The following is a 26,736-nucleotide window of genomic DNA, read 5'->3' on the forward strand; positions in this document are numbered from 1 at the left end:
TTATTACGCCTCCATTACTAATAATTGTGGGTCATTCAATAGACGTTTAATTTGGTTTAACGCTTTTTGAGCAGTTGCACCGTCAATTAAACGATGGTCAAAGCTTAGAGATAATGCTAATACTGGAGCTGCAACAATCTCACCGTTTTTCACAACTGGTTTTTCAGCGATACGGCCGATACCAAGGATTGCTACTTCTGGGTGGTTGATAACTGGAGTGAACCATTGTCCACCTGCAGAACCAATGTTTGTAATTGTGCAAGAAGCACCTTTCATTTCAGCTGGAGCTAGACGACCTTCACGTGCTTTACCAGCAAGATCATTGATCTCGTTAGAAATTGTGAAGATAGACTTACGATCTGTATCTTTAACAACTGGTACTAATAGACCTTTGTCTGTATCAGCTGCGATACCGATGTTGAAGTAATGTTTATGAACTACTTCTTGAGATGCATCATCTAAAGAAGTGTTTAACATTGGGTATTCACGTAATGCAGATGTTAAAGCTTTAACAACGTACGGAAGGTAAGTTAATTTAATACCTTTGTCAGCTGCTACTGCTTTGAACTTCTTACGGTGAGCAACAAGTTCTGTTACATCTACTTCGTCCATTAATGTTACGTGAGGAGCTGTGTGTTTAGAGTTAACCATTGCTTTCGCAATCGCTTTACGGATACCACTCATTTTCTCACGAGTTTCTGGATATTCACCAGCTGGGATTGGTTGTGCTTTTGGTGCTTCTTCTTTCGCTGCTGCTGGAGTAGCTTCTACTGCTGCTGGAGCCTCAGTTGCTGCTACAGTTTGTCCACCATTTGCAAATGCATCGATGTCAGCTTTTACGATACGGCCATTCTTACCAGTACCAGCTACTTTATGAATGTCTACACCTTTTTCACGAGCGTATTTACGAACAGATGGCATAGCGATTACGCGCTCATTTACTACTTCTGCAGTTGCTGCTGGAGTAGCTTCCGCTGCTGGAGCTTCTACTGCTGCTTCTTCAGCTTTTGGAGCTTCATCATGATCGTCACCTTTAAATTTAAGGTTTTCGTATCCAGGAGCATCAAATTTAATTAATGTATCTCCTACGATTGCAACTGTTCCTTCTTCTACAAGTACTTCAAGTACTTTACCTTTAACAGGAGAAGGGATTTCTACTACTGCTTTATCATTTTGTACTTCAAGAAGTACATCGTCTTCGTTTACTTCATCGCCTGGTTTAATAAACCATTTTACGATTTCACCTTCGTGGATACCTTCACCGATATCTGGTAGTTTAAATTCAAATGCCACGGAATTCAGCCCCCTGATTCATTTCATTATTATGGAATATGTACAAAAGAAACCAGCATGTGCTGATTTCTTTTGCACATGAAAAGCTAAAAATTAGAAGTTCATTACTTTGTTTACAGCTTCAACAATATCTTTGTGGTTTGGTAACCATACGCTCTCTGCTTGAGAGAATGGGAATACTGTATCAGCAGCTGCAACACGTACAACTGGAGCTTCTAAGTTTAAGATTGCACGGTCGTTAATTTCCGCTACAACGTTAGCTGCAATACCAGCTTGTTTTTGAGCTTCTTGAACTACAACTACGCGACCTGTTTTTTCAACAGAAGCGATGATTGTTTCGATATCTAATGGTTGAACTGTACGTAAGTCAACAACCTCTAAAGAGATACCTTCTTTTTCAAGTTCTTCAGCAGCTTTTAATGCAGCGTGAACCATAGCGCCGTAAGCGATAACAGATACATCTGTACCTTCACGTTTGATATCAGCTTTGCCTAAATCAATTGTGTAATCACCTTCTGGTACCTCTTGACGGAATGAACGGTACAATTTCATATGCTCTAAGTAGATAACTGGATCGTTGTCACGAATCGCAGAGATTAAAAGACCTTTAGCGTCGTATGGAGTAGATGGAATAACAACTTTTAGACCAGGTTGTTGAGCCACTAATCCTTCTAAGCTATCAGCATGTAGTTCAGGAGTATGAACACCACCACCGAATGGAGAACGAACTGTTACTGGAGCAGTCCAACGTCCACCAGAACGGTAACGCATACGAGCTAATTGACCAGAAATTGAATCCATTACTTCATAAACGAAACCGAAGAATTGGATTTCTGGAACTGGACGGAATCCTTCAAGTGCAAGACCAACTGCAAGTCCACCAATACCAGACTCTGCAAGTGGAGTATCCATTACACGATCTTCACCAAATTCAGCTTGTAAACCTTCAGTAGCACGGAATACACCGCCGTTTACACCAACGTCTTCACCAAATACAAGTACGTTAGGGTCATTTTTCATTTCAACGCGTAAAGCATCAGTGATTGCTTGAATCATTGTCATTTGAGCCATGGCTTACTTCGACTCCTTTTCTTTGTAGATTTCATATTGTTCAGCTAAGTTGTAAGGCATTTTTTCGTACATGATTTCCATTAAATCAGTTACTTTTTGTTTTGGAGCTTGGTCAGCCTTAGCAATTGCTTGTTTGATATCTTCTTTTGCTTCTTCGATTACTGTCTCTTCAACTTCTTGAGACCATAGGCCTTTAGCTTCTAAGAACTTACGGAAGCGTACGATTGGGTCTTTTTGTTCCCATTCGTTTTCGATATCTTTTGTACGGTAACGAGTTGGGTCATCACCAGCCATTGTATGTGGACCGTAACGGAATGTTAAAGTCTCGATTAAAGTAGGGCCTTCGCCATTTACTGCGCGCTCACGAGCGAAAGCAGTCGCTGCGTATACAGCTAGTGGATCCATACCGTCTACTTGAATTCCGTAAATACCTGCTGCTACTGCTTTTTGTGCTACAGTTTTAGCTGCAGATTGCTTTTCTACTGGAGTAGAGATTGCATAACGGTTGTTTTGAACAACGAAGATTGCTGGAGCTTTAAATGCACCTGCAAAGTTCATACCTTCGTAGAAGTCACCTTGTGAAGCACCACCGTCACCAGTGTAAGTAATTGCAACAGATTTTTTACCACGTAGTTTCATACCTAACGCAACACCAGCAGTTTGGATGATTTGCGCACCGATAATGATTTGTGGAGCTAATGCATTTACATTCTCAGGCATTTGGTTACCCATGAAGTGTCCACGAGAGAATAAGAATGCTTGGTATAATGGTAATCCGTGCCATACTAATTGTGGTACATCACGGTATCCTGGTAAGATGAAATCTTCTGCTTCAAGTGCGAAATGACTTGCTAATTGAGAAGCTTCTTGTCCAGCTGTAGGTGCGTAGAAACCTAAACGTCCTTGACGGTTTAAAGAAATAGAACGTTGATCTAATACGCGAGTATACACCATACGACGCATTAATTCTTTTAATTGATCATCAGATAATTCAGGCATAGCTGCTTCATTCACAACTTCACCGTTTTCATTTAAAATTTGTAATGTTTCAAATTGAGCTGCGATAGCTTTCATTTGCTCATCAACATTAAATAGGGTCTTTTTTGTTTTAGTACCCATTCCGTTCACCTCTTCCTCTCTTGAACCATATTCTGAAACGCTTTCACTGGCTATTTTCCAGTTTAAAAAGCGCAACGATGTAAACCAACATGTTTGTCTGTCGGTTGAGAATAATTTTGTGTACCTAACAATCTGTACTAATGTTTTTTCAGAAACATATTAATACAATCTTGATCACGTTTTTTAGTTTACAACTATTCTAATTACGATGTCAATTACTTTGAATACGTTTTTTTATAAATAATATGCAGGTTTCTACTACACAAACGTGTTTTTATTTTTTACATCTGTATTAGTAAGCATTGACCTACTGTTATATTATTCCCTTTTTCACTTATTTTTTCTCTTAGAATAATATGTAAACGATTTAATTCTCTTTAGTTTTTCTCTCTTCGTAACAAAAATATACAAACTACTCTTCCTTTTTTAGGTAAATACCTATACATTTCCACCCTCTCTTCCATACATTATAGTAACCGCAGTATTAGCGGGAAATGATAAAGGAGGTCATCTCATGTACGGATACTCATATTGCTATCCAACTTGTTCATATCCTTCCTACGGTTATGGCGGTTCTTGTGGCGGATCTGGACGCGGCTTCGCCTTAATCGTTGTGTTGTTTATTCTTTTAATTATCGTTGGTGCTGCTTGCATTCGCTAATGTAAAACGAAACAACTATGGAAAGAAAAAGACGGCTTTGCCGTCTTTTTCTGTTTATCACATACATAAATACTCTATAATAGAACGATTTCCAAAATGCCTTCCCTTTCTTGCCGATGACTTTTTCCATCTCCTTTGGTAGACTAAAGAGGAAAGGAGAGATTACATATGCTTACAATGAAAGATGTTATTCGCGAAGGAGATCCTATTTTGCGCAACGTTGCAGAAGAGGTGTCATTACCGGCAAGCGAAGAAGATACAACTACCTTAAAAGAAATGATTGAATTCGTAATAAATAGCCAAGATCCTGAAATGGCTGAAAAATATAGTTTACGCCCTGGAATCGGATTAGCGGCTCCGCAAATCGGTGTTTCAAAAAAAATGATTGCAGTTCATGTAACCGATGCGGACGGTACATTATATAGCCATGCATTATTCAATCCAAAAATCATTAGCCATTCTGTTGAACGTACATATTTACAGGGTGGTGAAGGCTGTCTATCTGTAGACCGCGAAGTACCTGGTTATGTTCCTCGTTATACAAGAATTACAGTAAAAGCAACTTCTATTAACGGAGAAGAAGTAAAATTACGTTTAAAAGGTTTACCAGCAATCGTATTCCAGCACGAGATTGACCATTTAAATGGAGTTATGTTCTATGACCATATTAATAAAGAAAATCCTTTTGCCGCTCCTGATGATTCCAAACCTCTAGAGCGATAATAAAAAGGCGGAAGTTAACTTCCGCCTTTTTATTATGAAATGGGTTCCATATTCACCTACAGCAATCCAGCCCACTTTAGTCCATGATATATACCGTCTTCACTAACATCCTTTGTCACATGATTTGCAAGTTTTTTTAAGTCTTCATGGCCATTTCCCATCACAATACCTGTGCCAACGGCTTCGATCATTTCTAAATCATTTAAGCCATCTCCGAATGCATACACTTGATCACGATTAAAACCTAACTTTTCAATATATTTCTCAATTCCTTTTGCCTTAGAACCACCATTAGGAATGATGTCCATTGAATATGCATGCCAACGAATAAAATGAAAATCTGGATAATGATTAATAAACTTTTCCTCTTCATTTACTTCACAAAAAAGTAGTGTTTGATAAATATTACGTTCCTCATAAAAATTAGGCTCATATGCTGGATGCTCAAAGTTTAAGCTTCCGAAGCCTTCTTTCACATAATCATGATATTCCACTGATGCTCTCATATTTTGATGGTCAAGGTATACAAGTGGATATCCTTCTTGTTTTGCAAACTGAGTAAACTTATGTAAAGCATCTGGATGTAACGGATTATCAAATATTACCTCATCTTCAAAGACAACATATTGTCCATTAAAACTAACATAATTATGTATATCAAGTTCCTTGCGAATATCTTCGAACATAAATGGCGCGCGCCCTGTCGCAATTGCTACATGTACACCTTTCTCTTGTAACTGTTTTACTGCATCTCGTGTAGATTGTGGAATTTTTTTATCATGATCTAATAACGTTCCATCAATATCAAAAAAGACAATTTTATCATTCATTTGTCAAAATCCTTTCTGGCACTCTATATTCCTATTTTGAATATCACTTTTCAAATTCTAAAAAAAAGTATAACATATTAAACATCTGTGAAGAAAGCGTTCCCTTTCTGACCTTATTTGTAAACTTTGCATATATATATTAGTAAAACATGTGGATACTTGTTCGGATGAATTTTCTTTTCCATTCTTCCTCATACTATACCTATAACTAACGGCTACTAATCGTTACTATAGAATAACTTTCACTGTATGGGAAAGGACAAGATTCACCATTCACTTTTGTCCTATCTCTTATATCAGAGATAGAGTTTTCACTAGTAATAGGCATGTTTAAAATAAGGAAAGGAAGGAGTAATCATGCTGAAGAAGCTGAAGAAAAAGATCAAGCGTTATTTAAACGGTCTAGTCCGTAAAAAGACAATCGCTTAAATTATGCCCATTTAGGGCTTTTTCTTCATTCTCATTCGAAAAAACATGAAAATCGTGACTGTTTGCTTTATAATAAGTAACAGATAATGCAAAACATAGACAAGGAGAGGTTTTCCAAATGATTTTTAAAGTATTTTATCAAGAAAAATTAACTGAGGTTCCAGTACGTGAAAATACAAAAGTTTTATATTTAGAGGCTACGTCTGAAAAGGATGTTCGTACAAAATTAAATAAGTTCGCATATAATATCGAGTTTGTTCAGTCTGTTACTGGCGCTCATCTTGAATATGAAAAAGAAAACGCTGATTTAACATTAGCGGAAATCGTATAGCGATATGAAATTTCTAAAAAACGACCAAGTTGCTGTATTTGCTCTCGGTGGGCTTGGTGAAATCGGTAAAAATACATACGCTGTTCAATTTCAGGATGAAATTATTATAATTGATGCTGGAATTAAATTTCCAGAGGACGAACTTCTCGGAATCGATTATGTAATACCAGACTACACTTATTTTGTGCGAAACGAAGATAAAATTAAAGGGTTATTCATTACACATGGTCACGAAGATCATATCGGTGGAATCCCTTACCTATTACGTCAAGTGAACATTCCAATTTACGGTGGAAAATTAGCAATTGCGCTCATCAAAAACAAATTAGAAGAACACGGCTTACTTCGTAAAGCAAAACTTTACGAGATTCAAGAAGATGACGTTATTAAATTCAAAAAAACGTCTGTATCCTTCTTCCGTACAACTCACAGTATTCCAGATTCGTACGGCGTTGTTGTGAAAACACCTCAAGGTCAAGTTGTTCATACAGGTGACTTCAAATTTGACTTCACACCAGTTGGTGAACCAGCTGATTTAACGAAAATGGCTGAAATCGGTAAAGATGGCGTATTATGTCTATTATCTGATAGTACGAACAGTGAAGTTCCAAACTTTACTATGTCTGAGCGTCGCGTTGGTGATAGCATTCAAGACATTTTCCGTAAAGTAGAAGGACGGATTATATTCGCAACCTTTGCATCAAATATTCACCGCTTACAACAAGTTGTTGAAGCTGCTGTTGAAAACAACCGTAAAGTAGCTGTGTTTGGTCGAAGTATGGAAGCAGCGATTGAAATTGGACAAAACCTTGGTTATATTCGTTGCCCGAAAGATACATTCATAGATGCATCTCAACTAAACCGCTTACCAGCTAATAAAGTTGTTATTTTATGTACAGGTAGTCAAGGTGAACCGATGGCAGCACTTTCACGTATTGCAAACGGTACACACCGCCAAATTCAAATTATTCCTGGAGATACAGTTGTTTTCTCTTCTTCACCAATTCCAGGAAATACAATTAGCGTAAGTCGTACAATTAACATGTTGTACCGCGCTGGCGCTGATGTAATTCACGGTAAACTTTCAAATATCCATACAAGTGGACACGGTGGACAAGAAGAACAAAAGTTAATGTTACGTCTAATTAAACCGAAGTACTTCATGCCAATTCATGGTGAATATCGTATGCAACGTATGCACATGAACATAGCAAATGATTGTGGCATCCCTGAAGAAAATTGCTTCATTATGGATAATGGCGATGTTCTTGCTTTACGTTCGGATGAAGCTAGCGTAGCTGGAAAAATCCCATCTGGTTCGGTCTACATTGATGGAAACGGTATTGGAGATATTGGCAATATCGTATTACGAGATCGTCGTATCCTTTCTGAAGAAGGACTTGTAATTGTAGTTGTAAGCATTGATATGAAAGAATTTAAAGTTGCAGCAGGACCTGATATCATCTCACGCGGTTTCGTTTACATGCGTGAAAGCAGCGATTTAATCAATGATGCACAAACATTAATTACAACTCATTTAGAAAAAGTAATGGAGCGTAAAACAACACAATGGTCTGAAATTAAAAATGAAATTACAGACACATTAGCTCCATTCCTATATGAGAAAACGAAACGCCGTCCAATGATTTTACCAATCATTATGGAAATATAAGAAAAAGGACAATGCCATGAAGGCATTGTCCTTTTCTTTTCTCTTATCTTAAAAAGTGTTTAAATCGATCCACTTCATCGTCATGACCAATGACAATTAATATATCTCCTGCTTGAATACTCTCCGTAGCTCGAGGGGATACTATAACTTCTTTACCTCGTTTAATTGCTACAATATTCAATCCAAACTTCGCACGAATGTCTAATTCAATTAAAGAGTGCCCATCAATTTTTTTATTCGCAATAATCTCTACAATACTATGCTCATCTGAAAGCTCAAGGTAGTCTAACACATTGCTTGATGCAATATTATTAGCAATCCTTTTTCCCATATCACGTTCTGGATGCACAATATGATCTGCACCTATTTTACTTAACACTTTTTCATGATAATCATTTTGAGCTTTTACAGTAATATTTTTTACACCCAGCTCTTTCAAAATCAAAGTCGTTAAAATACTTGAATTTAAATTATCTCCAATAGCAACGACTACGTGATCAAAATTTCGAATACCGAGGCTTTTTAATACCATCTCATCTGTTGAATCTGCAATTACAGCATGCGAAGCTATATTTGCAAATTCATTAATTTTATCCTCATCTGAATCGATTGCCATTACTTCCATACCTAATTGAGCTAGTTCTCGGCAAATACTTCCACCAAAGCGACCAAGTCCAATGACAGCAAATTCTTTTTCTTTCTCACCCACAGGAATTCCTCCAATAACTTCAAGTACTATTTATTTTCAGTGTAACACACTTTATATGCGTCACAAAAACTGTAATTAGCTCTTATTTTTGTTTTTGTATATAAAAATATTGTTGCAAGTAAAAAGCGATACCAACAAGTAACATAGCAAATACAAATATATTTCCAAACGAACTAAATGTTTCAAAAACGAATAATAATGTTTCTTGACCAAAAAAGGCAAATAGAAGCTGTGTGAAGGCAAATAATAATGCCCATATGTAATGATGTTGATGGAATAAATAATGCGTTGCACCTAAAAAAGCAATAAATGAAAAGATAAAGATCCACCAGTTTTCTAAAAATAGTTGCCAATTAAAAAATTGATATCCATTTACTAATATCGCAATAAGCGCGATAACTGCCATCGTCGGCACACTCCAAAATAATGCCCGTCCTCTAAAGAAACGAGTGCCTTTAACGTCTCCTTTTTCATGTGCAATATATGTTAGTACTACTGTGCTTATATACAAAACAGAAAGAATTGTTAAAACGATAATGAGCCAAAAATGTAATTGATAATATTCATGCTCTATATTTGTCACGATTGCAGCTAACATGCACGGAATTAACATTCCCGTCCAACCATCTACTTTTCTTTCATTCCAAAAGACCGTATTACCAATCCTTATTCCTAACAACATAAAAATAATGATACCCAATACAAATAACGTAGTTTTATTCCCTACTAAACTCGTTGAGAAAGCAATTAATCCAATAAATAAAAAGAGCACAAACCCATTCATAATTTCTAGTACAGGTGATAAATATCTCTTTACCCATTTGTATGTTTCGTCATATTCATTATTATCTACTAGACGATAGGCATAAAAACTTATCCCAAAATAAACCGCCGCAATAATAACATACGCATATAAGACGAAACATAAAATCGCACTGCTAATTTGCACGTAATTCCCCACCCTTTTTTCTATGTTTCACATTGATTTTACACACTTTTCATACTAAAAGTAAACATATATAAGTTAGTCAGATAATTAATAATGAGCAGTGGCTAAAACCCCCTGCTCATTATTAAAACAGTACAATTAACTTTAATTCTTTTATTTGTATGTAAATGTCTAAAATCAATCTATACGAGCGTTACTTACACCTCAAAACAAAAAGTTTTTTGGAACCTTCATGAAAGCGGAAGTTTTATTTTCTATTCCCTTTCCACTTTACATATTGGCTTAGAAATGTAATTGCCTTTTCAATCACTTCTTCGTCTGGTTTTAATTTTGCATGATGTAAACCATATTCTGAATTTACTCCAAGCCAAAACATAAATCCAGGGATTTCTCGAAGCATATAACCAAAATCTTCACCTGTCATTGCCTCAGTACATGTAATAACATTCATATCAGTTTGTTTATGTACAAATTGCATAAACTCTCTCGTTAACTCTTCATGGTTATATACTTGATGATACATTGCTCCGTAATCTATAATCGCCTCACACTGGAAAGAAGCTTCGATACCTGCAACAATTGCCTCAATTCTGCTTTTCACACGCTTCATTGATTCCACTGATAATGTTCGAATCGTTCCTTCTAAACGAGATTTTTCTGCAATAATATTTTGAACCGTACCACCTGTAATTTTCCCGATTGTAATTACTGCACTATCAAGAGGATTTACATTGCGACTAATAACAGATTGAAGCTGTGTAACAAGATGACTCGCTGCAACAATCATGTCATTTGCAGTATGCGGATAGGCAGCATGGCCACCTTTTCCTTTTAAATCAATATATAATTCTGAAGTATTGGCAAATAACAGTCCTTCTTTCGTTGCAATTGTCCCTACAGCGTATTCTGGTGCAATATGAAGACCAAGAATTATATTTGGTTTCCATTCTTTTAACTCTTCACTTTCTAACATAGGAAGAGCACCGCCTGGTCCTTCTTCTGCTGGCTGGAATAGAAATACAAGGTCATCATCTATTCTTTCGCTCACAGCTTTCGTTAGAAGGCCTAAACCGATCGCTGTATGTACATCATGGCCACATGCATGCATCATTCCTTCATGAATAGAAGCAAACTCGTATCCAGTTTCCTCTGTAATTGGTAAACCGTCTATATCTGCACGATAACCTATTATTTTTTCGGGTTTTTTTCCATTTACTTTAACGATTACACCCGTTTTCCATGTCTTCACTTCCACAAATTCATGAGAAAGTGTTCCTATATAATCTAAAATATACTGTTGCGTTTTCCATTCCTTAAATCCGATTTCTGGAATTCTATGTAGATCTCTACGAATTTGGACAAATTTGCTTACTGTCATTTTTGCACCTCTATCTATAAAAAGCGTAAGAGCCCATTTACGCTCTTACGCTTTTTTACTTTTTATTTCTCTGGGTTTAATTGACGAAGCTCTTGTTTAATTTCTGTTTTTGCTTTTGTCTTCTCATCAATTTCTTTAATTACACGTGCTGGAGTACCTGCAACAACTGTGTATGGAGGCACATCTTCTGTTACAACAGCTCCCGCTGCCACAACTGCACCTTTACCTACTGTAACACCCTCTAAAACAACTACGTTTGCACCGATTACTACATCATCTTCAACGATAACTGGTTTTGCAGAAGGTGGCTCAATAACACCTGCAAGTACAGCACCTGCACCTACGTGACAGTTTTTACCGACTGTTGCACGTCCACCAAGTACTGCGTTCATGTCGATCATAGAACCTTCACCAATTACAGCACCAATGTTAATTGTTGCATTCATCATAATTACAGCGTTGTCACCAATTTCAACATGGTCACGAATAATAGCACCTGGCTCGATGCGAGCTTTAATACCTTTTAAATCAAGCATTGGGATTGCAGAATTACGACGATCGTTTTCTACAACGTAGTCAACGATGTGCTTATTATTCTCATCAAGAATTGTCTTAATTTCAGACCATTCTCCGAATAATACACCTGATTTTTTATTCACAAATGCTTGTACTGTTTCAGGGAATGTTACTTCTTTTAAATCCCCTTTTATGTATACCTTTACAGGAGTTTTCTTTTCACTTTTTTGAATAAACGAAATAATTTCGTTAGCGTCCATCATTTTCATTCTTGTTGCCTCCTAAATCCATTTATAATGTTACTCTACCAAACGAAAGAGCGAGTAGCAAGATAATAATCTTATTTTTCTCTTTGAATTTCTTCTATAATTTCTAAAAATGCTTGTACTTGTTTCAACTGCCTTGCCGAGTCACTTGTTAACAACCATGTTTCTCTCGTCAGTTGAACAGGTGTTTTATACATATTTTCCTGTACTTCCTTTAAAACAGTAGAAGGTAAAAGGGCATAACCTATACCATTTAAAACAAGTTGTTTACATGTTTCAATTTGGTCAACTACAATCGTTCGCTTAGGCGGATTAGAAAATAAACCATACCACCAATTTTGTATTTGTCCATAATAAGTCGAATCACTTTTAAATTGAATGAACGGCCTATTTGTTTCTTTTAACATCGAAATATCTTTTATTTCTTTATCAACTAAATACAGTTCATCTTCAAATAATTGTTGCTTCTGACCTTTATATTCTTGTGTTCCCCTCAGTATAGCAACATGAACGTCTCCTTCATAAAACTGCTTTTGCACTTCACTACTCCATCCAGTAAACAGCGATATCTTTACAGAAGGATATTTATGCACAAACTTTTTCAAAACAGGAGGGAGCCAATATTGACCAATAACTGATGCAACAGCTATTTTTAACGTTCCATGAGTTTCCGTTCTAAAAACAGCTAGCTCACTTTTTATATCTTCTTCCCTTTGCAACATTTCTTTAGCATAATTTGCTACTTTTTCCCCTTCAGGTGTAATTGTCAATCCTTTTTGTGAGCGAATAAAAAACTTCATTCCCCATTGTTTCTCCATAGATTGTAATCGTTGACTCAGCGCAGGTTGGGAAACAAATAAACGTTCCGCCGCTTTTCTCATATTTGATTCCTGAGCTAACACAACCATCATTTGAAAATCATCAATTTGCAACTTTCTCCCTCTTTCCTTAGCTTCCATACACCTTATTTCAATAAGCTTTTCATCCTTAATTTAGCCGAATGCTTTCATTCAGAAAATACAATTTCCGAGCGCAAACTTCCTTATGTTTTATGTCTTTTTAAATATAATACATACACAAGTGATATGCACGAAAAAAAAGTGACTTCTTCGTTTCTATGAAGTCACTTTTCTCACGTTATCGATTATGTTGCCTTACTTTCTTATTCAACAATTTTAAAATAGCCCGACGTGTTAAAATCCCCTCAAAATAGCCTTCTTCATTAACAGCACAAATAAAAGGATGATCAATTGTCATTTCTAAAGCTTTTGCAAATGAATCTTCTAATTTAAGAACAGGTATATCTTCCTTCATCACCTGCTCTACTTTCATATCATCAAGTCTTTCAAACTCAATACGCTCTAATCCTAACATACCATCTAATATCATGGCAGTACTAATCAAACCATGTAGTTTATACATTGGATCTAAGACAGGTATCGCCGAATATCCAGATTTCACAAGAACGAGTAAACCATGTTCTAAACTATTTCCAATTTGGACATGAGCTACTTTTTCCGATGAAATCATTAAATCCTTCACAAGAATTTGTTGAAATTCGTCTTTCGGAATACTAATCATATTACATCCCCCATTTTCCCTTTTTCCTGCTTATGTTCACAACTCTATTCACATTTTATGACAGCGTTTTCATATTATTATTTTGTCCTAAATTTATTTTAATAAAAATACAATCACACAGCTATTTTAGCATACAGTACAAAAAAAAGACTACCATTCCGGTAGCGCTTAATACCCTTTATTTTTTAATCTGTAAAATAACCTTGTGATTTTTTTATATTGCATCACATCTGTCTGTTTCAAACCATTCTCAATATCTGTAAGTTCCACAGCTAAAATTTCACTTGCATAATTTTGCTGAAATAAAATATCTAGTAGCAAACTTTCTTCTTCCTTCGTTAAAACAACTTCCCTTTGCATATACCCCTCTCCTTACACTCGCATCGTTACTCTTATTATATAAAAAATTCAACCTATTTAATAGATGTAATATTCAGTTTTTACTAAAAGATATGTAGCAATCGTAAATAGACAAAAAATCATTTCGTATATCGATTTGCATAGCTAAATGCCGCATAAGCATCCGGCTTAATTTTTGCAGTTAATCCCATCGCTCGAATTTTTTCTGTCATATCTAAAATAAATTCTTTTGTTAAACCATCATTCCCAATGTCTAAATGAATTTCCATTATGAATCCAGCCCCATCTTGAGCATAAGGGTGCAATAACTCCCATATTGTTTGTATATGAGTAGGCGTAAATAGACATGCGATTTCTTGACTAAACTGTGTTTCTAAATATATTTTCTCACGTAAGGTTGTTGGCTTATCTTTTACTGATCTATGGTGTAAACAACCCCAGGCACCTTTTCCAACACGATGAATATGGATTGCTGTAATAAACCTCGTATCCTTTTGATGGGCTTGCGAGTCTGTCCCAATGGATAATCGATATAAATTTCGTGGATCCTTTTCAATGAAACTACAAATACGGTTAAAAACCATATCGAAATTTAAATGTCTCTCTGAAACATTGTAAAATTTATGTGCACCGTCCATAGAGTCACGTCCTTTCAATTAGACAGACTTTTTGTATTCTCATTGTATGGGACAAAAACTAAAATTATAACTTCCTATCCTTTATTCGTTTCAATATTTCGAATTATAAAGTGACAAACTTGGCACGTATAAATTACATTTTGATTAGATTGAGCCGTTAATACATGAATAATCTCAGCAGAACTTTGACAATTAGGACAAATCACAACTGGTAAACGTTCCATACGATAACCTCCTAGTTATATTTCCCCCGCTATTTGCAGAACCCAGCGATTGTGAGAAATTTAGCTTCACATATTCAGCCGGTTGACGGGACTAATTATCCACATGGATAAGCAAACTTGCACGGATTAAATTTTCATTTTAATACCATTGTAGGAAAAATAAAAAACTTCTATACATTACGCCGGAAAGTAATAGAACTAAAAAAGGTACTGCCATGTGGCAGTACCTTTTTTATATGTATCAAGAAATGATATCGTAAATCTCAATTGCAACCATGTCGATATTATCGAATTGATACACTTGAGGTTTTTCACCTTGTTGATACACTTCTAACTCATACATTTCACTTTTATCGAAAAATTTCACGCTACATTTGCGCTCACCGTTCACTTCAAAATAGCGTTGTGCTACTTCACCGCTTTCAGCTTGTTCTTGTAGACTAACAAGTCGAGTTAAAATTCCTTGGAGTAGAGACATGAAATCTCTCCTTTCTCTGATCTTCCTACCAATAGGTTTTACAGCTATACTCATTCTATCCGTCATAACAGAAAAAATGTTCCACACTCTAGGATAAAGGTTATTGGCCAGAAACTCAACTAAAAATTTGTCGAAATGCGAAGGAAAAAACAGAAAGAACATATTTCCCCTTCTTTATTGCGGTTTTTATATTGGAAGAATATAATAAAAAACAGAAAAAAGGAGGAATTACAATGAAAAAAATTGAGGTTTATACACAACCCGATTGTCCGCCATGTGTTATTGTAAAAGAATTTTTGAAGCATAATAACGTTGCATATGAAGAATTTGACGTAAAAAAAGACGCTGCTGCTCGCAATCGTCTTTTAAACGACTATGATTCTTATTCAACTCCAACAGTCGTAATTGATGGCGAAGTAGTTGCAGGTTTTCAAATTGAAAAGTTACAAAAACTACTCAATATAGAATAGGAATAGGTAAATACCTATTCCTATCCCGCTATTTGTAGGTAATAAAACTCCCACCCAAAATTTAGCTACAGCAAAGAAGTTAGATGGAAGAGTAATCCCTCCCACTGATTAAAAGTTTCACTTTATAATTGTTGCAACCTTTTTATTTCAGTTAAAAGTTCCTGACTTTCATGATATCCTGCTAACTTCCATTTATCTTGATCCCTTTTCAATGTTACAATTTGATATTGTCCACTTTTTGTCCGCTCATATACATATAAATTTTTATGTTCTTCATCATACGACATTTTCGTTTCTGAATTAAAAGAAAACGGTGCTTCTTTTGCCGGAAGTAAATATTCACCACTTTGTTTATCACTTCTGCTATTTTCATCTGTAAATACTTGAAGGAAATTATCTGTAAAATACGGTGATAACCTCTCTATCATCTTATTCATCGGCAAATTCTTCCCACGAATTGAAAATTGGGTTTCATAGCCTTTTTGTATCGTTGTAAATACTTCTTTCCGATCGACTTCCACTTCCTCTTTTCCTAAAACAGTCGTAACACTATAACCAACTAGAAAGGCAACACATACAAATAGAACAAGCCATATTCCATATTTCCTCATTTTTTCACCTTCCTTTTAAAAGAACTTGTCTTTGTAGTATTCATTGTAACAATGATTATGCAAAGAAAGGACAGGTTTCGTTCGTAAAATCTTTACAACGATAGACAGCATTTTCATCACCATTTTCACTATTACCAATTTATGATAAAAACAAACAAAAAATGCACGAATCTCTTCGTGCATTAAAATAAAACATCTTCTTCATATAAATATTCATAAGATAAATCTATAAATAAAAAGTTGTCATCATCAATCGGGAAAGAAAATGTTCGTACCATTTCTCCCGTTTCAATATCTGCATATAAATCTGAAAGCCTCGCCTTATTCTCAAAACGCATTTTCATGATATTCTCGAGAAAATACGGACGCCAACTCCAGTTCTTCATATAATAATCCGGCATCACAATCCATTCTCCATCTTTTTTCATAACATTTCCTGATTGCTGGAAACCATCTTCATTACAAATAAATATACGAAAACTACACTGTGATACACTTTGACTAAATTGTAATAACCAATCATTTATATCTTCATTCTTTTTTTGTTTTGATAAAACATCGCCAATGCGATCGCGTAACATCTCTGTTAAATTATAAATTTTTTGTAACTTCTTCTTTTCATGCTGAATAAACTGATGACATTCATTACCAAGTCGCTCTTTCAAAACATTCGTTTCAATAAAATCAGGTAAACATTCTTTCAAATAATTACCTTGATAATATCTTCCGCCGTTCTTCCAAGCATATTGCAGTTGATAAAAAGCATCTATTTCTTCATATAACAAAGTTGCACCAATTCTTCTAGCAAGTAATGATAAAGAATATAAAATATCTTGATAAGATTGTAAAAGTGCTGTTTGCCTTAAGTTCGTTAAATCTACTTTTAAAATATCAGGTGCTAACACGCTAATACGCTCTAAATTACTTGTGCCCGTTCCGACTTTATTAATTGAAATTTGAATACCATATGTACGATAATACATAAGCAAATGATTAAATTGCTCTATATCTTCTTTACATTCATGCTCTGTAATCTCTAAAACAATTTGTTTTAAATTTAAACCTTGTTCTTCATACCTCAATAAAAGTTGAAGCAAGCTTTCATCATCATCATTCATTAATACATTAGCATTCCGATGTATAAATAATAATAATTTTTGATCGCTTTCTAAATAACGATTTAAAGCTTTTTCTACTATAATATTATCCGCTTCCAGTTGAAATTCACTTGGAATTGAATCATCGTGAAAGAAAGAAGCTAAACTTTGTATGCCCTCTTCTGTTTGAATACGTCCTACTACTTCGTATCCAATTACAGTATGCTCATCAGCACTAAAAATAGCTTGATAATAAGGAAGGACTTTATCCAAGTTACTCATTACATCTAATGCATCTATCAACGTGCTTCCCTCCCTTTACTTTTCAAAAATTATAACATGATATTTACGGAAAAATAATAAAAAATCCCTTCAGTTTTCCTGAAGGGATTAGAGGGGTAAAATGCTAAGGGGAATTAGCAATTCTACTATGAAGAAAAAAGAGGTCTTAAATATAACGTATATATGACCTCTTGTAAACACTTTTCTTTCATATGTCACAATTCCGTCACATTTAACCATAAAAAATGAATCAAACATTCATTTTTTTATCCCTTTTAAAATGGATATTGATGTAAATGTTGTCCTCCATCCATTGTCATGCAAGTTCCATTTATGTACGCAGCTTCATCTGAACATAAATAATAAGCTAGACCAGCGATTTCTTCTGGCGTACCCAGCCTTCCAAGCGGAACACTTTGTATCGTACGCTTAGCCATTTCTTCTGAAATCCATAATTTATCAGCACCGCCCGTACGTTCAATTGGTCCTGGCGCGATAGCGTTAACTCGTATTCCATATTTACGTCCCCACTCAACAGCGAGCGTCTTCGTCATCGCTAATACTCCTGCCTTCGCTGCAGCCGAATGAATAACTCCTGGACCAGCATCCCATGCATATGTTGCTACCATGTTAATGATATTCCCTTTTATCCCTTTTTTAATCCAATATTTTCCAACAGCATGGCTACAGTAAAATGTACCGTTTAATACAATATTAATGACTGAATTCCAACCATTCACGGATAAATCTTCTGCTGGACAAATAAAGTTTCCAGCTGCATTATTTATTAAAACATCAATTCGACCAAACTTCTCATCAATCTGTTCAATCATTTTCTGAATGTCATCCGTATTTCTTACATCCATTTGTACAGGTAATACTTGCCCTGGAAATTGTTCAATTTCCAACTTCGTTTCCTCTAGTTTTTCCTTCGTACGTCCTGTAATAACAACTCGTGCCCCTTCTTTTGTAAAACGAGTCGCCATTCCTTTTCCCATTCCACTCGATCCACCTGTTATAATAACTACCTTTTCTTTCACATACATCCCCTCCAAAAAATGAATACATATTCATTTTATCACTTTATTTAATAGAAATCTTTATATTTTTAAAGTTTTCTGATATTTTAACGTAAAGAACTTTCTTTTCATTCATTTTTTTTCGTAATCTATACTAATTTTTTATTATGTAAAGTATATTTTTAAATAAACTGAAAGGAGATTTGAGTAGCCTATAAATGGAATAAAAACCTTGAGGTATACTCATATTTTTATGAAGCACATTACAAGAAGAACTTTTTTGAAAATTGGTATGCGTACTTGTCTCTATTCATTTATAACCAGTAGCATCGGATACTACTATGCTAAATATATAGAGCCCCATTTCATTTCTTTTACACAGCACACATTAAAATCACAACTCATCCCAAAAAGTTTTCATGGTATGAAAATTCTTCAATTCAGCGATTTACATCTCGGATACTATTTCTCGCTCCAGCATTTATCTCAAGTTGTTTCTAAAATTAATGCTGTAAATCCAGATATTGTCCTTTTTACTGGAGATCTCATTGATAATTATCAAACGTATACTGACACTCCTTTCGTCGCATCCATTTTAAAAAATATACAAGCCCCCTTTGGTAAATTCGCTATTTATGGTAACCATGATCACGGTGGATATGGAACTGAATACTATGAGCACATCATGCGTGAATCAGAATTTGAACTATTGCTCAATAGTGAAAAAAGAATTCGTCTAATGGATAATAGTGAAATTTCTATTTTCGGTCTCGATGATATACTACTAGGCAAACCAAAAATAGAGAAAACATTACAACATGCACGGCAAAATACTTATAACATCGTTCTTGTTCACGAGCCAGATATCGCACCGCAAATTTCCAAATATCCAATCAACTTGCAACTTTCTGGTCATAGCCATGGCGGACAAGTACAAATCCCTTTTTTAGGAGCTATTATTACACCATCACTCGCCAAAGACTATATTGAAGGCTTCTATACGATGCAGGATTTAACCCTCTATGTCAATCGAGGCCTCGGAAGAACACGTGTTCCATTTCGTTTTATGTCAAAACCTGAAATCACAATTTTTACACTCCAACATTCGTAATAATTCGCCTATTTTCTTACATATCCTTTCTTGTACGCGCTCATCCACGTTTTGTTTACCATATGATAAAAGTGAGTCCAATAAAGGAGGTATGTTCATGTATCCATATTATCAACCAATTCCAGTCCGTTCAGCACCTATTGGTCCAGTAGGCGACTCACGCTTCTTCCCGTTTTTTGGCGTTCCCTTTCTAGCTGGAATTGCTGGTGGATTGCTCGGCGGAGCATTAGCTTTCGGCCCTCGACCATTTTATCCACCTTATCCACCACCTTTCCCGCCGCCAGCACCTTATCCTTGTTACGGTGGACCATGTCAGCAACCATACTATTACTAAGTTAAAATAACGATTCTTTCAAATGTTATTCTCTCAACGAGCCACCTCATTACACGCTTATAATAAAACTATTGTTTCTACCCATCCTTCCATTTTTGGAGCATATGAGTAGAAAAAAGTAAAAACCTCTTATGGACATAAGAGGTTTTTACTTTTTTCATTATTCAGCGTCTGTATTTTGATACGCCATCTTAAACAACTTCACTTGGCTATCAATTTCTTCTGTACTACCATTAATAACATAATAGTAATCACCATCTTTATTTTGTTCACGTGTCTTCACATTATCAGCTAATGTAAGCTGTAAAATCGCCTTAATTCGTGCCTTCATTTCAATATCTAATATCGGGAAAGATATTTCCACTCGCTTCTCCATATTTCGCGTCATCCAATCAGCTGAAGATAAATATATTTTCTCCTCTCCATTATGATGGAAATAATAAATACGGCTATGTTCTAAATATCTTCCCACAACACTAACTACACGAATATTTTCACTTACATTTGGAATACCAGGTCTTAAACAACATGTTCCTCGAACAATGAGCTCTACCTTTACTCCAGCTTGCGATGCTTCGTACATTTTTTTTATTAACGGTTTATCTGTTAATGAATTCATCTTAGCGATAATATATCCATTTCCATATTGTCTATGATAACGGATTTCTTCATCTATTAAATCCATAAACTGCTCTCTTATATCAAATGGAGCAACCGATAAATGATGAAAATGTGGCTTTGTTGTATAACCACTTAAATAATTAAAGAAATTGGTTGCATCAACCCCAAAATCTTTTCTTGATGTAATATATCCAAAATCAGTATATAACTTCGCTGTTGCATCATTATAATTTCCAGTTCCGAGATGTACGAACCTTTCGATTTTTCCGTTTTTTCTTCTTACAACTAACGTAATTTTACTATGAGTTTTCAAGTGACTTACACCGTAAATAACATGACAGCCTGCCTGTTCCAATTCTTTAGCCCAATGAACATTGTTTTCTTCATCAAACCTTGCCTTTAATTCAACTAATACCGTCACTTGTTTTCCCTTTTCAGCCGCTATTTTTAACGCCTGAATAATCGGTGAATCACCACTTACACGATATAACGTTTGTTTAATCGCAAGTACATTCGGATCGTCTGCCGCATCACGGACAAAATCAACTACCGGCTGAAATGATTCAAAAGGATGATGTAATAAAATATCATGCTCAATTGCTTTTTCAAATACATCTTCTTCATCACCTAAATCTTGAGGCGGTTGCGGAATAAGAGCCGGATATACAAGATGTTCATATAAAGGAGCTAGTTTTTTATATAAAGAAAACAAACATGTTAAATCTAATGGACCATCCATTATATATACATCTTCATCTTTTACTTCCAGAACCTCATATAATAACGCTAATACTCTTTCATCAATGTGTTCTTTCCCAACTTCTAAACGAACAGCAGCCCCCCACTTACGCTTTTTTAATTCTTTTTCAATTACCTTTAATAAATCTCTCGCACCTTCTTCATGAATCGTTAAATCTGCATTGCGTGTAATACGGAAACGAGTAACAGATGATACTGTATATCCCGTAAATAATTTATGAGTAAAGCTACTAATTACGTCTTCTAATAAAATAAATTTATGCTTTTGCCCTTCGCTCGGTAAAATTATGAAGCGCTCAAGTAATGAAGGAACTTGTACAATCCCTAACTTCGTCCTGTTTTCTTCTTCCGCTTGCTTCTCATCATATAAAAGAGTAGCCAAATTCAAACTTTTGTTTAATAACATTGGAAATGGGCGATATGCATCAATAGCTACAGGAGTTAACACCGGGAAAATTTGCTCGTCAAAATACTCTTCTATAAATTCTCGCTGCTCTTTCGTCAAATCATTGAATGTTAAACGTTCAATTCCCTCTAACTCAAGCGCTGGTAATACATAATTTTTAAATGTATCATATTGTACTGTCATTAGTGCATGGGCTTTTATCGCAATTTTATTTAATTGCTTTTTTGGTGTTAAGCCAGCTTTATTTTCTGGCTGATTAAATCCAGCACTCACTTGATCCTTTAATCCCGCTACACGTACCATAAAGAATTCATCTAAATTCGAACTAAAAATACTAATGAATTTCAATCTTTCCAAAAGTGGATTATTTCCATCTTGCGCTTCTTGTAGTACACGTTCATTAAATGCTAGCCAGCTTAACTCTCGATTATTGTAATAAGCTGTATCATTTAAATCTACTGCATTCCCCTTCGATAATTCCATTCTCTTCACACTTCCCCTTGAAACTTTTTTACTATAATTTAGTTAATTTCATTTTATCAAATTACAATATTACAAAGTGTAAATTTTTCGTAAAGACATCCGTACAACCTAATGTTTTAATTCAAATAATAAATTAATATTCGTTTTTAATACTCTTTCTAACTGTTTTTTTTGTTTTTCAGCTTGCACTTTTTCTGCTAATGCAGACTGTTCACATAAAACTTTAAACGTTAATCCCTCTTCGCTTTCTGTTATAGATATGGTATCAACAAGCGATCGTTGCCTTACATTTAAAGCAGCTGAAAATTGTAAAACAGCTCCTAATAGGCGGATTTTTTTTTGTTCACTTTTATCAAACCAACCTTCAAATGGAGATAAATGTTGTTTAAATAGCATTTTTGATTTATAAGATGCAATAAGTGCTAACCTCACTCTATCTTTATGCATCATGCCATCAATTGTCTTATTCGCTAATAAATAAAACGTATGTAAACGACTCGCTTCTTCGTCTATATATTTGCCTATATTAAATACTTTCGCTGCTTGATGGAACACTTCCCAGTCTTTTACTGACATAGAAATAAGCCCTATTTCCTCAAGTTGTTTGCAAATTAGTCTTCCATGTTTAATAAGTTGAATAACAAATTCCATGTCCATTTCGTATTCATATGATAGTAAATGCAAACTTTCTTCAACTACGTTCGGATAATATGAAATCCCCAAATCTTTTGTCAACTCTTCATAGAAAACACCTTCTCTTAACCCTTTTCTACTTAATACAAATGCCGGTGCCTCTATAACATTAACAAGTGTATGAAATACTTCAACCGCTGGAATAATCGTATCTGCTCGATCTTTTGCCAATCCTTCCAATTTCTGAAGTTCTATGAACGACAATTTTTCTAATTCCTCTTTTACACTTTCAATATCTTCTTCTTTCATCTTGTATAAATGTAATCCTGCTATAGGATAACATATTAAATTTTGATGGATTTTTACTAAGTTCCTAGCACTACCACCAATTGCAATAAGAGGCAATTTCTTATTGATTAACCATGGTAACGTTCGAAATTGAGACTCTAAATACTGTTGCATTCCCTCTAACTCATCTTTAATAGGAATATCACCTTTAATAAATTGTTGCTTTAAAGAAAGTGCCCCAAAAGGAAAACTATGGTACTCTAAAATCTCTCTATTTCTAAAGTATGTAAATTCCGTACTTCCCCCACCAATATCTACCGTTATTCCTTCTGAAAACGATGTAGAATTCATAACCGCCAAGTATCCGTAACGCGCTTCCTCATACTCTGATAATACTCTAAGAGTAAAGTCTGTTTGTCCTTCAACAAGCTTTTTAATTTCCTCTTGATTCTCCGACTGTCTAATTGTTGCTGTTGCAACACAAAGTACATGATGCAACTGATGGAATCTTGTACTTTCTTGAAATTGAAATAATGTCTGTAATAATACTTCTATTCCCTCTTCATTCAACACACCATCAATTAAGTAATTCCTTAACCTCGCAACAACTTTCGTATTTTCAATCTCTTTATAATAACCTCCATTTTGCTTTTCATAAATAACTAAACGCATTGTATTAGATCCAATATCTATAATGGCATACTGTTGTTTTAATATTTCTTTCAAACTTCTCACTCTTTCATTATCAAATTTCAAAAACATATTCTATTACTATTATACAAAATAGTTGTTTTTTGTAACAATATTGCTTTAATATTGAAAATATATACAATCACTTTTTGCGTATAATAAATACCTATTTTATTTATGGTATAATAATGAAAAATTGAAAGGAGATTCAATATGAAACCTTCACAACCACAATCTCAATTACAAAATCAACATTCTATTAATCGACTAGCTCAATCTATTTTCGTTGTGAATCGTCATGCTAAAGCAGCTACTAATCCTAAATATTTATACTGGTTAAAAAAGACAGCTTTAGAACGTTTGATTGCTGAAAAAAAAGCAATTAAAGAAGGATTACATTTTTCTAGAAACCCACGTTTTAGCCAACAACAATCTGATGTCCTTATACGTTTAGGCGATTATTTTTTCCACATCCCTCCTACGAAAGAAGATTTTCGAATTCTACCGCATCTTGGTCATCTTGAATCCTCCTATCGAAATCCGAAAACAACCTTATCATTAACAGTAGCAAAAAAAACACTTCAAGATTATATTGGTCCTGAAGCATTAAAACAAGAAAAAAAATTAAGTGAACCTGTTCCATGGTATAGTCGTACTTATACAAAAAAATAAAACAGTTTGGCCTACACTTGGCCAAACTGTTTTATTTTTTCTCTTCTTTAATTTTAATATTTGCTTGTTTATAAAAAGCTACTTTTTCTGTATTATAAGACTTTGTGAATTCATTAAATTTATCTTTTTCTGACTCAATATCCTTATAAGACTGATTTACTACTTTTACTTTTTCACTAATATCTTTTAATTTAGTACCTTTATCTTGTAACATTGTATATAACTCTTTTTCTTGTTTTAAAGATTTGTCATAGCTGTCATACATTTTATTAAATGAATCGTGTCGTTTCTCATACGTGCTTTTCACTTTATCAGCTTGATCTTTCAATTTCTTATCTTCAATTTTCTTCACATACTTATCAGCTGACTTCACTTCTTCTTGCGCTTTATTTAAAACTTCTTTTTCTTTTGTAAGCACTTTTTCTCGTTCAGTTGTATTTTTCACTGCTTGATTCAGTTTTTCTTTAACAGTTTGATTATTATCTTTTCCTTCTTGCACAATTTGGTTATATAATTCTTGTCCTTCTTTCTCTAAAGTCTCAAGTTTTTTTGCATCTTCAAACATTGTTTTTTCTTGTTTAGCAGCGTTTTCAAACGCTACATATAATTCTTCTTCTGGTTTCGGACCGAAACAACCGGCTAATAAAATCATTGATAATGCAGTTACAATTGCTAATTTACTATATTTCAACATCTCTTCCTCCTACTTATAAACGACCATCGTGTAATATAAAAAAGTTATAAAATATGTAATTGTTCTATACACTCGCATCTTTTTTACGAAGATCATTAATATTGTTTGTACAAATTATTACTTGATATTACATTCTTCTTTTTGAATTATTTAGCAATTCCATATCCATCTTTAAGTATACTACTTCGTGTTTTTTAAGGCCTGTTCACACTATGTATTACTTTAATGTCCACGGAATTTCACCTCAGTCTTAATAAGACTATAATAATTCACCTGATAAAAGGTGATTACTCCGCTCTCACGTCTATCATTCCCTTTCCAGCTTTCTATCAATTAATCTCTTTGTTCATTTTACACAGTACAATCGATGTCTCGCAACAACTTACAAATATTCTTTTCATTTCCTAAAAAGGAAAAGTGTAGAGCTTGCTTTCCTCTACACTTTTAAAATAAAACACACTGTGCAAATTGCATTGGCATTACCATCATAATTATATGCTTATTTCATATATTTTTAAAGACTTTTATTACAAACGTGGCGTTTTTTGTAATAAAAGTCAAAAAAATGTTACAAACAAAACATCTTCCTATCATATATCTTCAAATCAAAGCTTCACTCATTTTCTTGCAAATTTCTATACTGGTACAATTGATTTTGCGACTTTCTCAACAGTTCTTCAAACGTTTTTCCTTCTACTGGATAGCTAGCTGCTCCAAATAAAAGAGTGACACTGAGTAAATCCCCTTCTATTTCACTTTCAATATTTTTCATTAATCGTTTTGTTATTGTTGATGTTTCATGACCATTATCAATTGCTACAATAACATACTTATTTTCATCCCACTTTGTAACAACATCGCCCTTCCGAATTGTCTTTACAATGGTATTCTCTAATTTTTGTACTAACACTCCCAATTTTTTTTCTTGCAACGTGTCTTTTAATCCTTCCCATTCTTTTACAGAAAGAATGTACACTGTAATATTACGAGAATCTCTTTCAGATAAAGCAGCTACTTTCCCAAAAAAATCAACAACAAAATCGTTGCTTGCCATTCCTCCTACTTCCACATCCATACGCTCGCTCGCTCTTTTATCGTACCAATGTCCAAAATAATAACTTAGTATCATTTGCAATATATAAATAATAAAGACGGTATAAAATGATCGTGAATCTAGTTTTGCAATTACATCCTGAAGTGCAATCCATTCTGTAACTGCCACAGTATTACCAAGCAATAATCCACTAATTTTCCCTTTATGTTTCATACTTTTCCCCCTTTTATACCAATATATGTTTCTATATCAATAATGTTTTTCTACAAAATAAAAAATGTACA

General features: G+C 34.5%; 29 protein-coding genes. 8 read left to right on the forward strand and 21 right to left on the reverse strand.

Annotated elements, in window-relative coordinates:
• Positions 1 to 3: 3 nt before the first annotated feature.
• The 3 genes from pdhC to pdhA all read right to left on the reverse strand — a co-directional run bounded on the left by pdhC (position 4) and on the right by pdhA (position 3,483).
• The gene (gene pdhC / locus BAQ53_RS18655) at positions 4 to 1,293 is read right to left on the reverse strand and encodes a pyruvate dehydrogenase complex dihydrolipoyllysine-residue acetyltransferase (protein WP_000863419.1); all 1,290 of its coding nucleotides are present in this window, start codon (positions 1,291 to 1,293) and stop codon (positions 4 to 6) included.
• Positions 1,294 to 1,386: 93 nt separating this feature from the next.
• The gene (gene pdhB, locus BAQ53_RS18660; RefSeq protein WP_000068168.1) at positions 1,387 to 2,364 is read right to left on the reverse strand and encodes a pyruvate dehydrogenase complex E1 component subunit beta; all 978 of its coding nucleotides are present in this window, start codon (positions 2,362 to 2,364) and stop codon (positions 1,387 to 1,389) included.
• 3 nt (positions 2,365 to 2,367) lie between these two features.
• Complete coding sequence (pdhA, locus tag BAQ53_RS18665) at positions 2,368 to 3,483, reverse strand: pyruvate dehydrogenase E1 component subunit alpha (protein WP_000536895.1); 1,116 nt, start codon at positions 3,481 to 3,483, stop codon at positions 2,368 to 2,370.
• A 514-nt stretch (positions 3,484 to 3,997) separates the two neighbouring features.
• On the opposite strand from pdhA, the gene BAQ53_RS18670 reads away from it, so the two are divergent.
• Positions 3,998 to 4,144: a YjcZ family sporulation protein gene (locus BAQ53_RS18670; RefSeq protein ID WP_000274562.1), complete on the forward strand. Its 147-nt coding sequence runs from the start codon at positions 3,998 to 4,000 to the stop codon at positions 4,142 to 4,144.
• Positions 4,145 to 4,312: 168 nt separating this feature from the next.
• A complete protein-coding gene (def, locus tag BAQ53_RS18675) occupies positions 4,313 to 4,867 on the forward strand; it encodes a peptide deformylase (RefSeq protein ID WP_000957048.1) in 555 nt (184 codons plus the stop codon).
• 56 nt (positions 4,868 to 4,923) lie between these two features.
• Here def and BAQ53_RS18680 read toward each other — a convergent pair whose 3' ends face one another.
• Complete coding sequence (locus BAQ53_RS18680) at positions 4,924 to 5,697, reverse strand: Cof-type HAD-IIB family hydrolase (RefSeq protein WP_000998267.1); 774 nt, start codon at positions 5,695 to 5,697, stop codon at positions 4,924 to 4,926.
• Positions 5,698 to 6,244: 547 nt separating this feature from the next.
• Here BAQ53_RS18680 and BAQ53_RS18685 point away from each other — a divergent pair.
• On the forward strand, positions 6,245 to 6,457 hold the full coding sequence (locus BAQ53_RS18685; RefSeq protein ID WP_000576435.1) for a DNA-dependent RNA polymerase subunit epsilon: 213 nt from the start codon (positions 6,245 to 6,247) through the stop codon (positions 6,455 to 6,457).
• A gap of 4 nt (positions 6,458 to 6,461) precedes the next feature.
• Positions 6,462 to 8,129 carry a ribonuclease J1 gene (rnjA, locus tag BAQ53_RS18690; protein WP_000670377.1) on the forward strand — a complete coding sequence of 556 codons (1,668 nt, stop codon included), beginning with the start codon at positions 6,462 to 6,464 and terminating at the stop codon, positions 8,127 to 8,129.
• A 43-nt stretch (positions 8,130 to 8,172) separates the two neighbouring features.
• On the opposite strand, the gene BAQ53_RS18695 is transcribed toward rnjA, so the two are convergent.
• The 10 genes from BAQ53_RS18695 to BAQ53_RS18740 form a co-directional block, all read right to left on the reverse strand.
• On the reverse strand, positions 8,173 to 8,838 hold the full coding sequence (locus BAQ53_RS18695) for a potassium channel family protein (RefSeq protein WP_000504034.1): 666 nt from the start codon (positions 8,836 to 8,838) through the stop codon (positions 8,173 to 8,175).
• Positions 8,839 to 8,920: 82 nt separating this feature from the next.
• The gene (locus BAQ53_RS18700; RefSeq protein ID WP_001167319.1) at positions 8,921 to 9,787 is read right to left on the reverse strand and encodes a hypothetical protein; all 867 of its coding nucleotides are present in this window, start codon (positions 9,785 to 9,787) and stop codon (positions 8,921 to 8,923) included.
• Positions 9,788 to 10,034: 247 nt separating this feature from the next.
• A complete protein-coding gene (locus BAQ53_RS18705; protein WP_000218668.1) occupies positions 10,035 to 11,165 on the reverse strand; it encodes an N-acetyldiaminopimelate deacetylase in 1,131 nt (376 codons plus the stop codon).
• Between the two features lie 62 nt (positions 11,166 to 11,227).
• A complete protein-coding gene (dapD, locus tag BAQ53_RS18710; RefSeq protein WP_000783241.1) occupies positions 11,228 to 11,950 on the reverse strand; it encodes a 2,3,4,5-tetrahydropyridine-2,6-dicarboxylate N-acetyltransferase in 723 nt (240 codons plus the stop codon).
• Positions 11,951 to 12,021: 71 nt separating this feature from the next.
• Complete coding sequence (locus BAQ53_RS18715; protein ID WP_001987174.1) at positions 12,022 to 12,906, reverse strand: transcriptional regulator CcpC; 885 nt, start codon at positions 12,904 to 12,906, stop codon at positions 12,022 to 12,024.
• A gap of 178 nt (positions 12,907 to 13,084) precedes the next feature.
• Complete coding sequence (gene cbpB / locus BAQ53_RS18720) at positions 13,085 to 13,528, reverse strand: cyclic-di-AMP-binding protein CbpB (protein WP_208906164.1); 444 nt, start codon at positions 13,526 to 13,528, stop codon at positions 13,085 to 13,087.
• Between the two features lie 168 nt (positions 13,529 to 13,696).
• Positions 13,697 to 13,888 (reverse strand): antirepressor AbbA, encoded by a 192-nt coding sequence (abbA, locus tag BAQ53_RS18725; RefSeq protein WP_001188692.1) that lies wholly within the window; start codon positions 13,886 to 13,888, stop codon positions 13,697 to 13,699.
• 119 nt (positions 13,889 to 14,007) lie between these two features.
• On the reverse strand, positions 14,008 to 14,526 hold the full coding sequence (locus BAQ53_RS18730) for a ribonuclease H-like YkuK family protein (RefSeq protein ID WP_000348491.1): 519 nt from the start codon (positions 14,524 to 14,526) through the stop codon (positions 14,008 to 14,010).
• A gap of 74 nt (positions 14,527 to 14,600) precedes the next feature.
• Positions 14,601 to 14,750, reverse strand: coding sequence for a hypothetical protein (locus BAQ53_RS18735; protein WP_000440539.1), 150 nt, complete (start codon positions 14,748 to 14,750; stop codon positions 14,601 to 14,603).
• A gap of 241 nt (positions 14,751 to 14,991) precedes the next feature.
• Positions 14,992 to 15,228, reverse strand: a complete 237-nt coding sequence (locus BAQ53_RS18740) for a YkuJ family protein (RefSeq protein WP_000055151.1) — start codon at positions 15,226 to 15,228, stop codon at positions 14,992 to 14,994.
• A 233-nt stretch (positions 15,229 to 15,461) separates the two neighbouring features.
• Between BAQ53_RS18740 and BAQ53_RS18745 the strand changes: the two genes are divergently transcribed.
• Entirely contained in the window at positions 15,462 to 15,698 is a 237-nt protein-coding gene (locus tag BAQ53_RS18745) for a glutaredoxin family protein (RefSeq protein ID WP_000717872.1), read from the forward strand.
• Between the two features lie 122 nt (positions 15,699 to 15,820).
• Here BAQ53_RS18745 and BAQ53_RS18750 read toward each other — a convergent pair whose 3' ends face one another.
• The 3 genes from BAQ53_RS18750 to fadH all read right to left on the reverse strand — a co-directional run bounded on the left by BAQ53_RS18750 (position 15,821) and on the right by fadH (position 18,728).
• A complete protein-coding gene (locus tag BAQ53_RS18750) occupies positions 15,821 to 16,309 on the reverse strand; it encodes a DUF3993 domain-containing protein (RefSeq protein ID WP_208906165.1) in 489 nt (162 codons plus the stop codon).
• Positions 16,310 to 16,491: 182 nt separating this feature from the next.
• Entirely contained in the window at positions 16,492 to 17,709 is a 1,218-nt protein-coding gene (locus BAQ53_RS18755) for an EAL domain-containing protein (protein WP_000564306.1), read from the reverse strand.
• Between the two features lie 254 nt (positions 17,710 to 17,963).
• Positions 17,964 to 18,728: a 2,4-dienoyl-CoA reductase gene (gene fadH / locus BAQ53_RS18760; RefSeq protein WP_061884525.1), complete on the reverse strand. Its 765-nt coding sequence runs from the start codon at positions 18,726 to 18,728 to the stop codon at positions 17,964 to 17,966.
• 232 nt (positions 18,729 to 18,960) lie between these two features.
• On the opposite strand from fadH, the gene BAQ53_RS18765 reads away from it, so the two are divergent.
• Positions 18,961 to 19,818 (forward strand): metallophosphoesterase, encoded by an 858-nt coding sequence (locus tag BAQ53_RS18765; RefSeq protein WP_002164159.1) that lies wholly within the window; start codon positions 18,961 to 18,963, stop codon positions 19,816 to 19,818.
• A 97-nt stretch (positions 19,819 to 19,915) separates the two neighbouring features.
• Positions 19,916 to 20,152 carry a hypothetical protein gene (locus BAQ53_RS18770; RefSeq protein WP_000283738.1) on the forward strand — a complete coding sequence of 79 codons (237 nt, stop codon included), beginning with the start codon at positions 19,916 to 19,918 and terminating at the stop codon, positions 20,150 to 20,152.
• A 160-nt stretch (positions 20,153 to 20,312) separates the two neighbouring features.
• Here the strand turns inward: BAQ53_RS18770 and BAQ53_RS18775 are convergent, their stop codons facing one another.
• On the reverse strand, positions 20,313 to 22,421 hold the full coding sequence (locus tag BAQ53_RS18775) for a polyphosphate kinase (protein WP_000423549.1): 2,109 nt from the start codon (positions 22,419 to 22,421) through the stop codon (positions 20,313 to 20,315).
• A gap of 108 nt (positions 22,422 to 22,529) precedes the next feature.
• Entirely contained in the window at positions 22,530 to 24,104 is a 1,575-nt protein-coding gene (gene ppx / locus BAQ53_RS18780) for an exopolyphosphatase (protein ID WP_208906166.1), read from the reverse strand.
• Between the two features lie 141 nt (positions 24,105 to 24,245).
• Between ppx and BAQ53_RS18785 the strand changes: the two genes are divergently transcribed.
• Positions 24,246 to 24,704: a YkyB family protein gene (locus BAQ53_RS18785; RefSeq protein ID WP_000804864.1), complete on the forward strand. Its 459-nt coding sequence runs from the start codon at positions 24,246 to 24,248 to the stop codon at positions 24,702 to 24,704.
• Between the two features lie 31 nt (positions 24,705 to 24,735).
• Here the strand turns inward: BAQ53_RS18785 and BAQ53_RS18790 are convergent, their stop codons facing one another.
• Both BAQ53_RS18790 and BAQ53_RS18795 read right to left on the reverse strand, forming a co-directional pair.
• A complete protein-coding gene (locus tag BAQ53_RS18790; RefSeq protein WP_000922485.1) occupies positions 24,736 to 25,398 on the reverse strand; it encodes a YkyA family protein in 663 nt (220 codons plus the stop codon).
• Positions 25,399 to 26,011: 613 nt separating this feature from the next.
• Positions 26,012 to 26,665, reverse strand: coding sequence for a diguanylate cyclase domain-containing protein (locus BAQ53_RS18795; RefSeq protein ID WP_000680819.1), 654 nt, complete (start codon positions 26,663 to 26,665; stop codon positions 26,012 to 26,014).
• Positions 26,666 to 26,736: the final 71 nt, after the last annotated feature.

This window comes from Bacillus sp. B25(2016b) (assembly GCF_001679765.1).
GTDB classification, from domain to species: Bacteria; Bacillota; Bacilli; order Bacillales; family Bacillaceae_G; genus Bacillus_A; species Bacillus_A thuringiensis_K.

Coding starts and splice junctions, on each gene's coding strand:
- pdhB (WP_000068168.1), bottom strand. CDS start 2,364: ATGGCTCAAATGACAATGATTCAAGCAATCACTGATGCTTTACGCGTT.
- pdhA (WP_000536895.1), bottom strand. CDS start 3,483: ATGGGTACTAAAACAAAAAAGACCCTATTTAATGTTGATGAGCAAATG.
- BAQ53_RS18670 (WP_000274562.1), top strand. CDS start 3,998: ATGTACGGATACTCATATTGCTATCCAACTTGTTCATATCCTTCCTAC.
- def (WP_000957048.1), top strand. CDS start 4,313: ATGCTTACAATGAAAGATGTTATTCGCGAAGGAGATCCTATTTTGCGC.
- BAQ53_RS18680 (WP_000998267.1), bottom strand. CDS start 5,697: ATGAATGATAAAATTGTCTTTTTTGATATTGATGGAACGTTATTAGAT.
- BAQ53_RS18685 (WP_000576435.1), top strand. CDS start 6,245: ATGATTTTTAAAGTATTTTATCAAGAAAAATTAACTGAGGTTCCAGTA.
- rnjA (WP_000670377.1), top strand. CDS start 6,462: ATGAAATTTCTAAAAAACGACCAAGTTGCTGTATTTGCTCTCGGTGGG.
- BAQ53_RS18705 (WP_000218668.1), bottom strand. CDS start 11,165: ATGACAGTAAGCAAATTTGTCCAAATTCGTAGAGATCTACATAGAATT.
- dapD (WP_000783241.1), bottom strand. CDS start 11,950: ATGAAAATGATGGACGCTAACGAAATTATTTCGTTTATTCAAAAAAGT.
- BAQ53_RS18715 (WP_001987174.1), bottom strand. CDS start 12,906: ATGGAAGCTAAGGAAAGAGGGAGAAAGTTGCAAATTGATGATTTTCAA.
- cbpB (WP_208906164.1), bottom strand. CDS start 13,528: ATGATTAGTATTCCGAAAGACGAATTTCAACAAATTCTTGTGAAGGAT.
- abbA (WP_001188692.1), bottom strand. CDS start 13,888: ATGCAAAGGGAAGTTGTTTTAACGAAGGAAGAAGAAAGTTTGCTACTA.
- BAQ53_RS18730 (WP_000348491.1), bottom strand. CDS start 14,526: ATGGACGGTGCACATAAATTTTACAATGTTTCAGAGAGACATTTAAAT.
- BAQ53_RS18735 (WP_000440539.1), bottom strand. CDS start 14,750: ATGGAACGTTTACCAGTTGTGATTTGTCCTAATTGTCAAAGTTCTGCT.
- BAQ53_RS18740 (WP_000055151.1), bottom strand. CDS start 15,228: ATGTCTCTACTCCAAGGAATTTTAACTCGACTTGTTAGTCTACAAGAA.
- BAQ53_RS18745 (WP_000717872.1), top strand. CDS start 15,462: ATGAAAAAAATTGAGGTTTATACACAACCCGATTGTCCGCCATGTGTT.
- BAQ53_RS18750 (WP_208906165.1), bottom strand. CDS start 16,309: ATGAGGAAATATGGAATATGGCTTGTTCTATTTGTATGTGTTGCCTTT.
- BAQ53_RS18765 (WP_002164159.1), top strand. CDS start 18,961: ATGAAGCACATTACAAGAAGAACTTTTTTGAAAATTGGTATGCGTACT.
- BAQ53_RS18770 (WP_000283738.1), top strand. CDS start 19,916: ATGTATCCATATTATCAACCAATTCCAGTCCGTTCAGCACCTATTGGT.
- BAQ53_RS18775 (WP_000423549.1), bottom strand. CDS start 22,421: ATGGAATTATCGAAGGGGAATGCAGTAGATTTAAATGATACAGCTTAT.
- ppx (WP_208906166.1), bottom strand. CDS start 24,104: ATGTTTTTGAAATTTGATAATGAAAGAGTGAGAAGTTTGAAAGAAATA.
- BAQ53_RS18785 (WP_000804864.1), top strand. CDS start 24,246: ATGAAACCTTCACAACCACAATCTCAATTACAAAATCAACATTCTATT.
- BAQ53_RS18790 (WP_000922485.1), bottom strand. CDS start 25,398: ATGTTGAAATATAGTAAATTAGCAATTGTAACTGCATTATCAATGATT.
- BAQ53_RS18795 (WP_000680819.1), bottom strand. CDS start 26,665: ATGAAACATAAAGGGAAAATTAGTGGATTATTGCTTGGTAATACTGTG.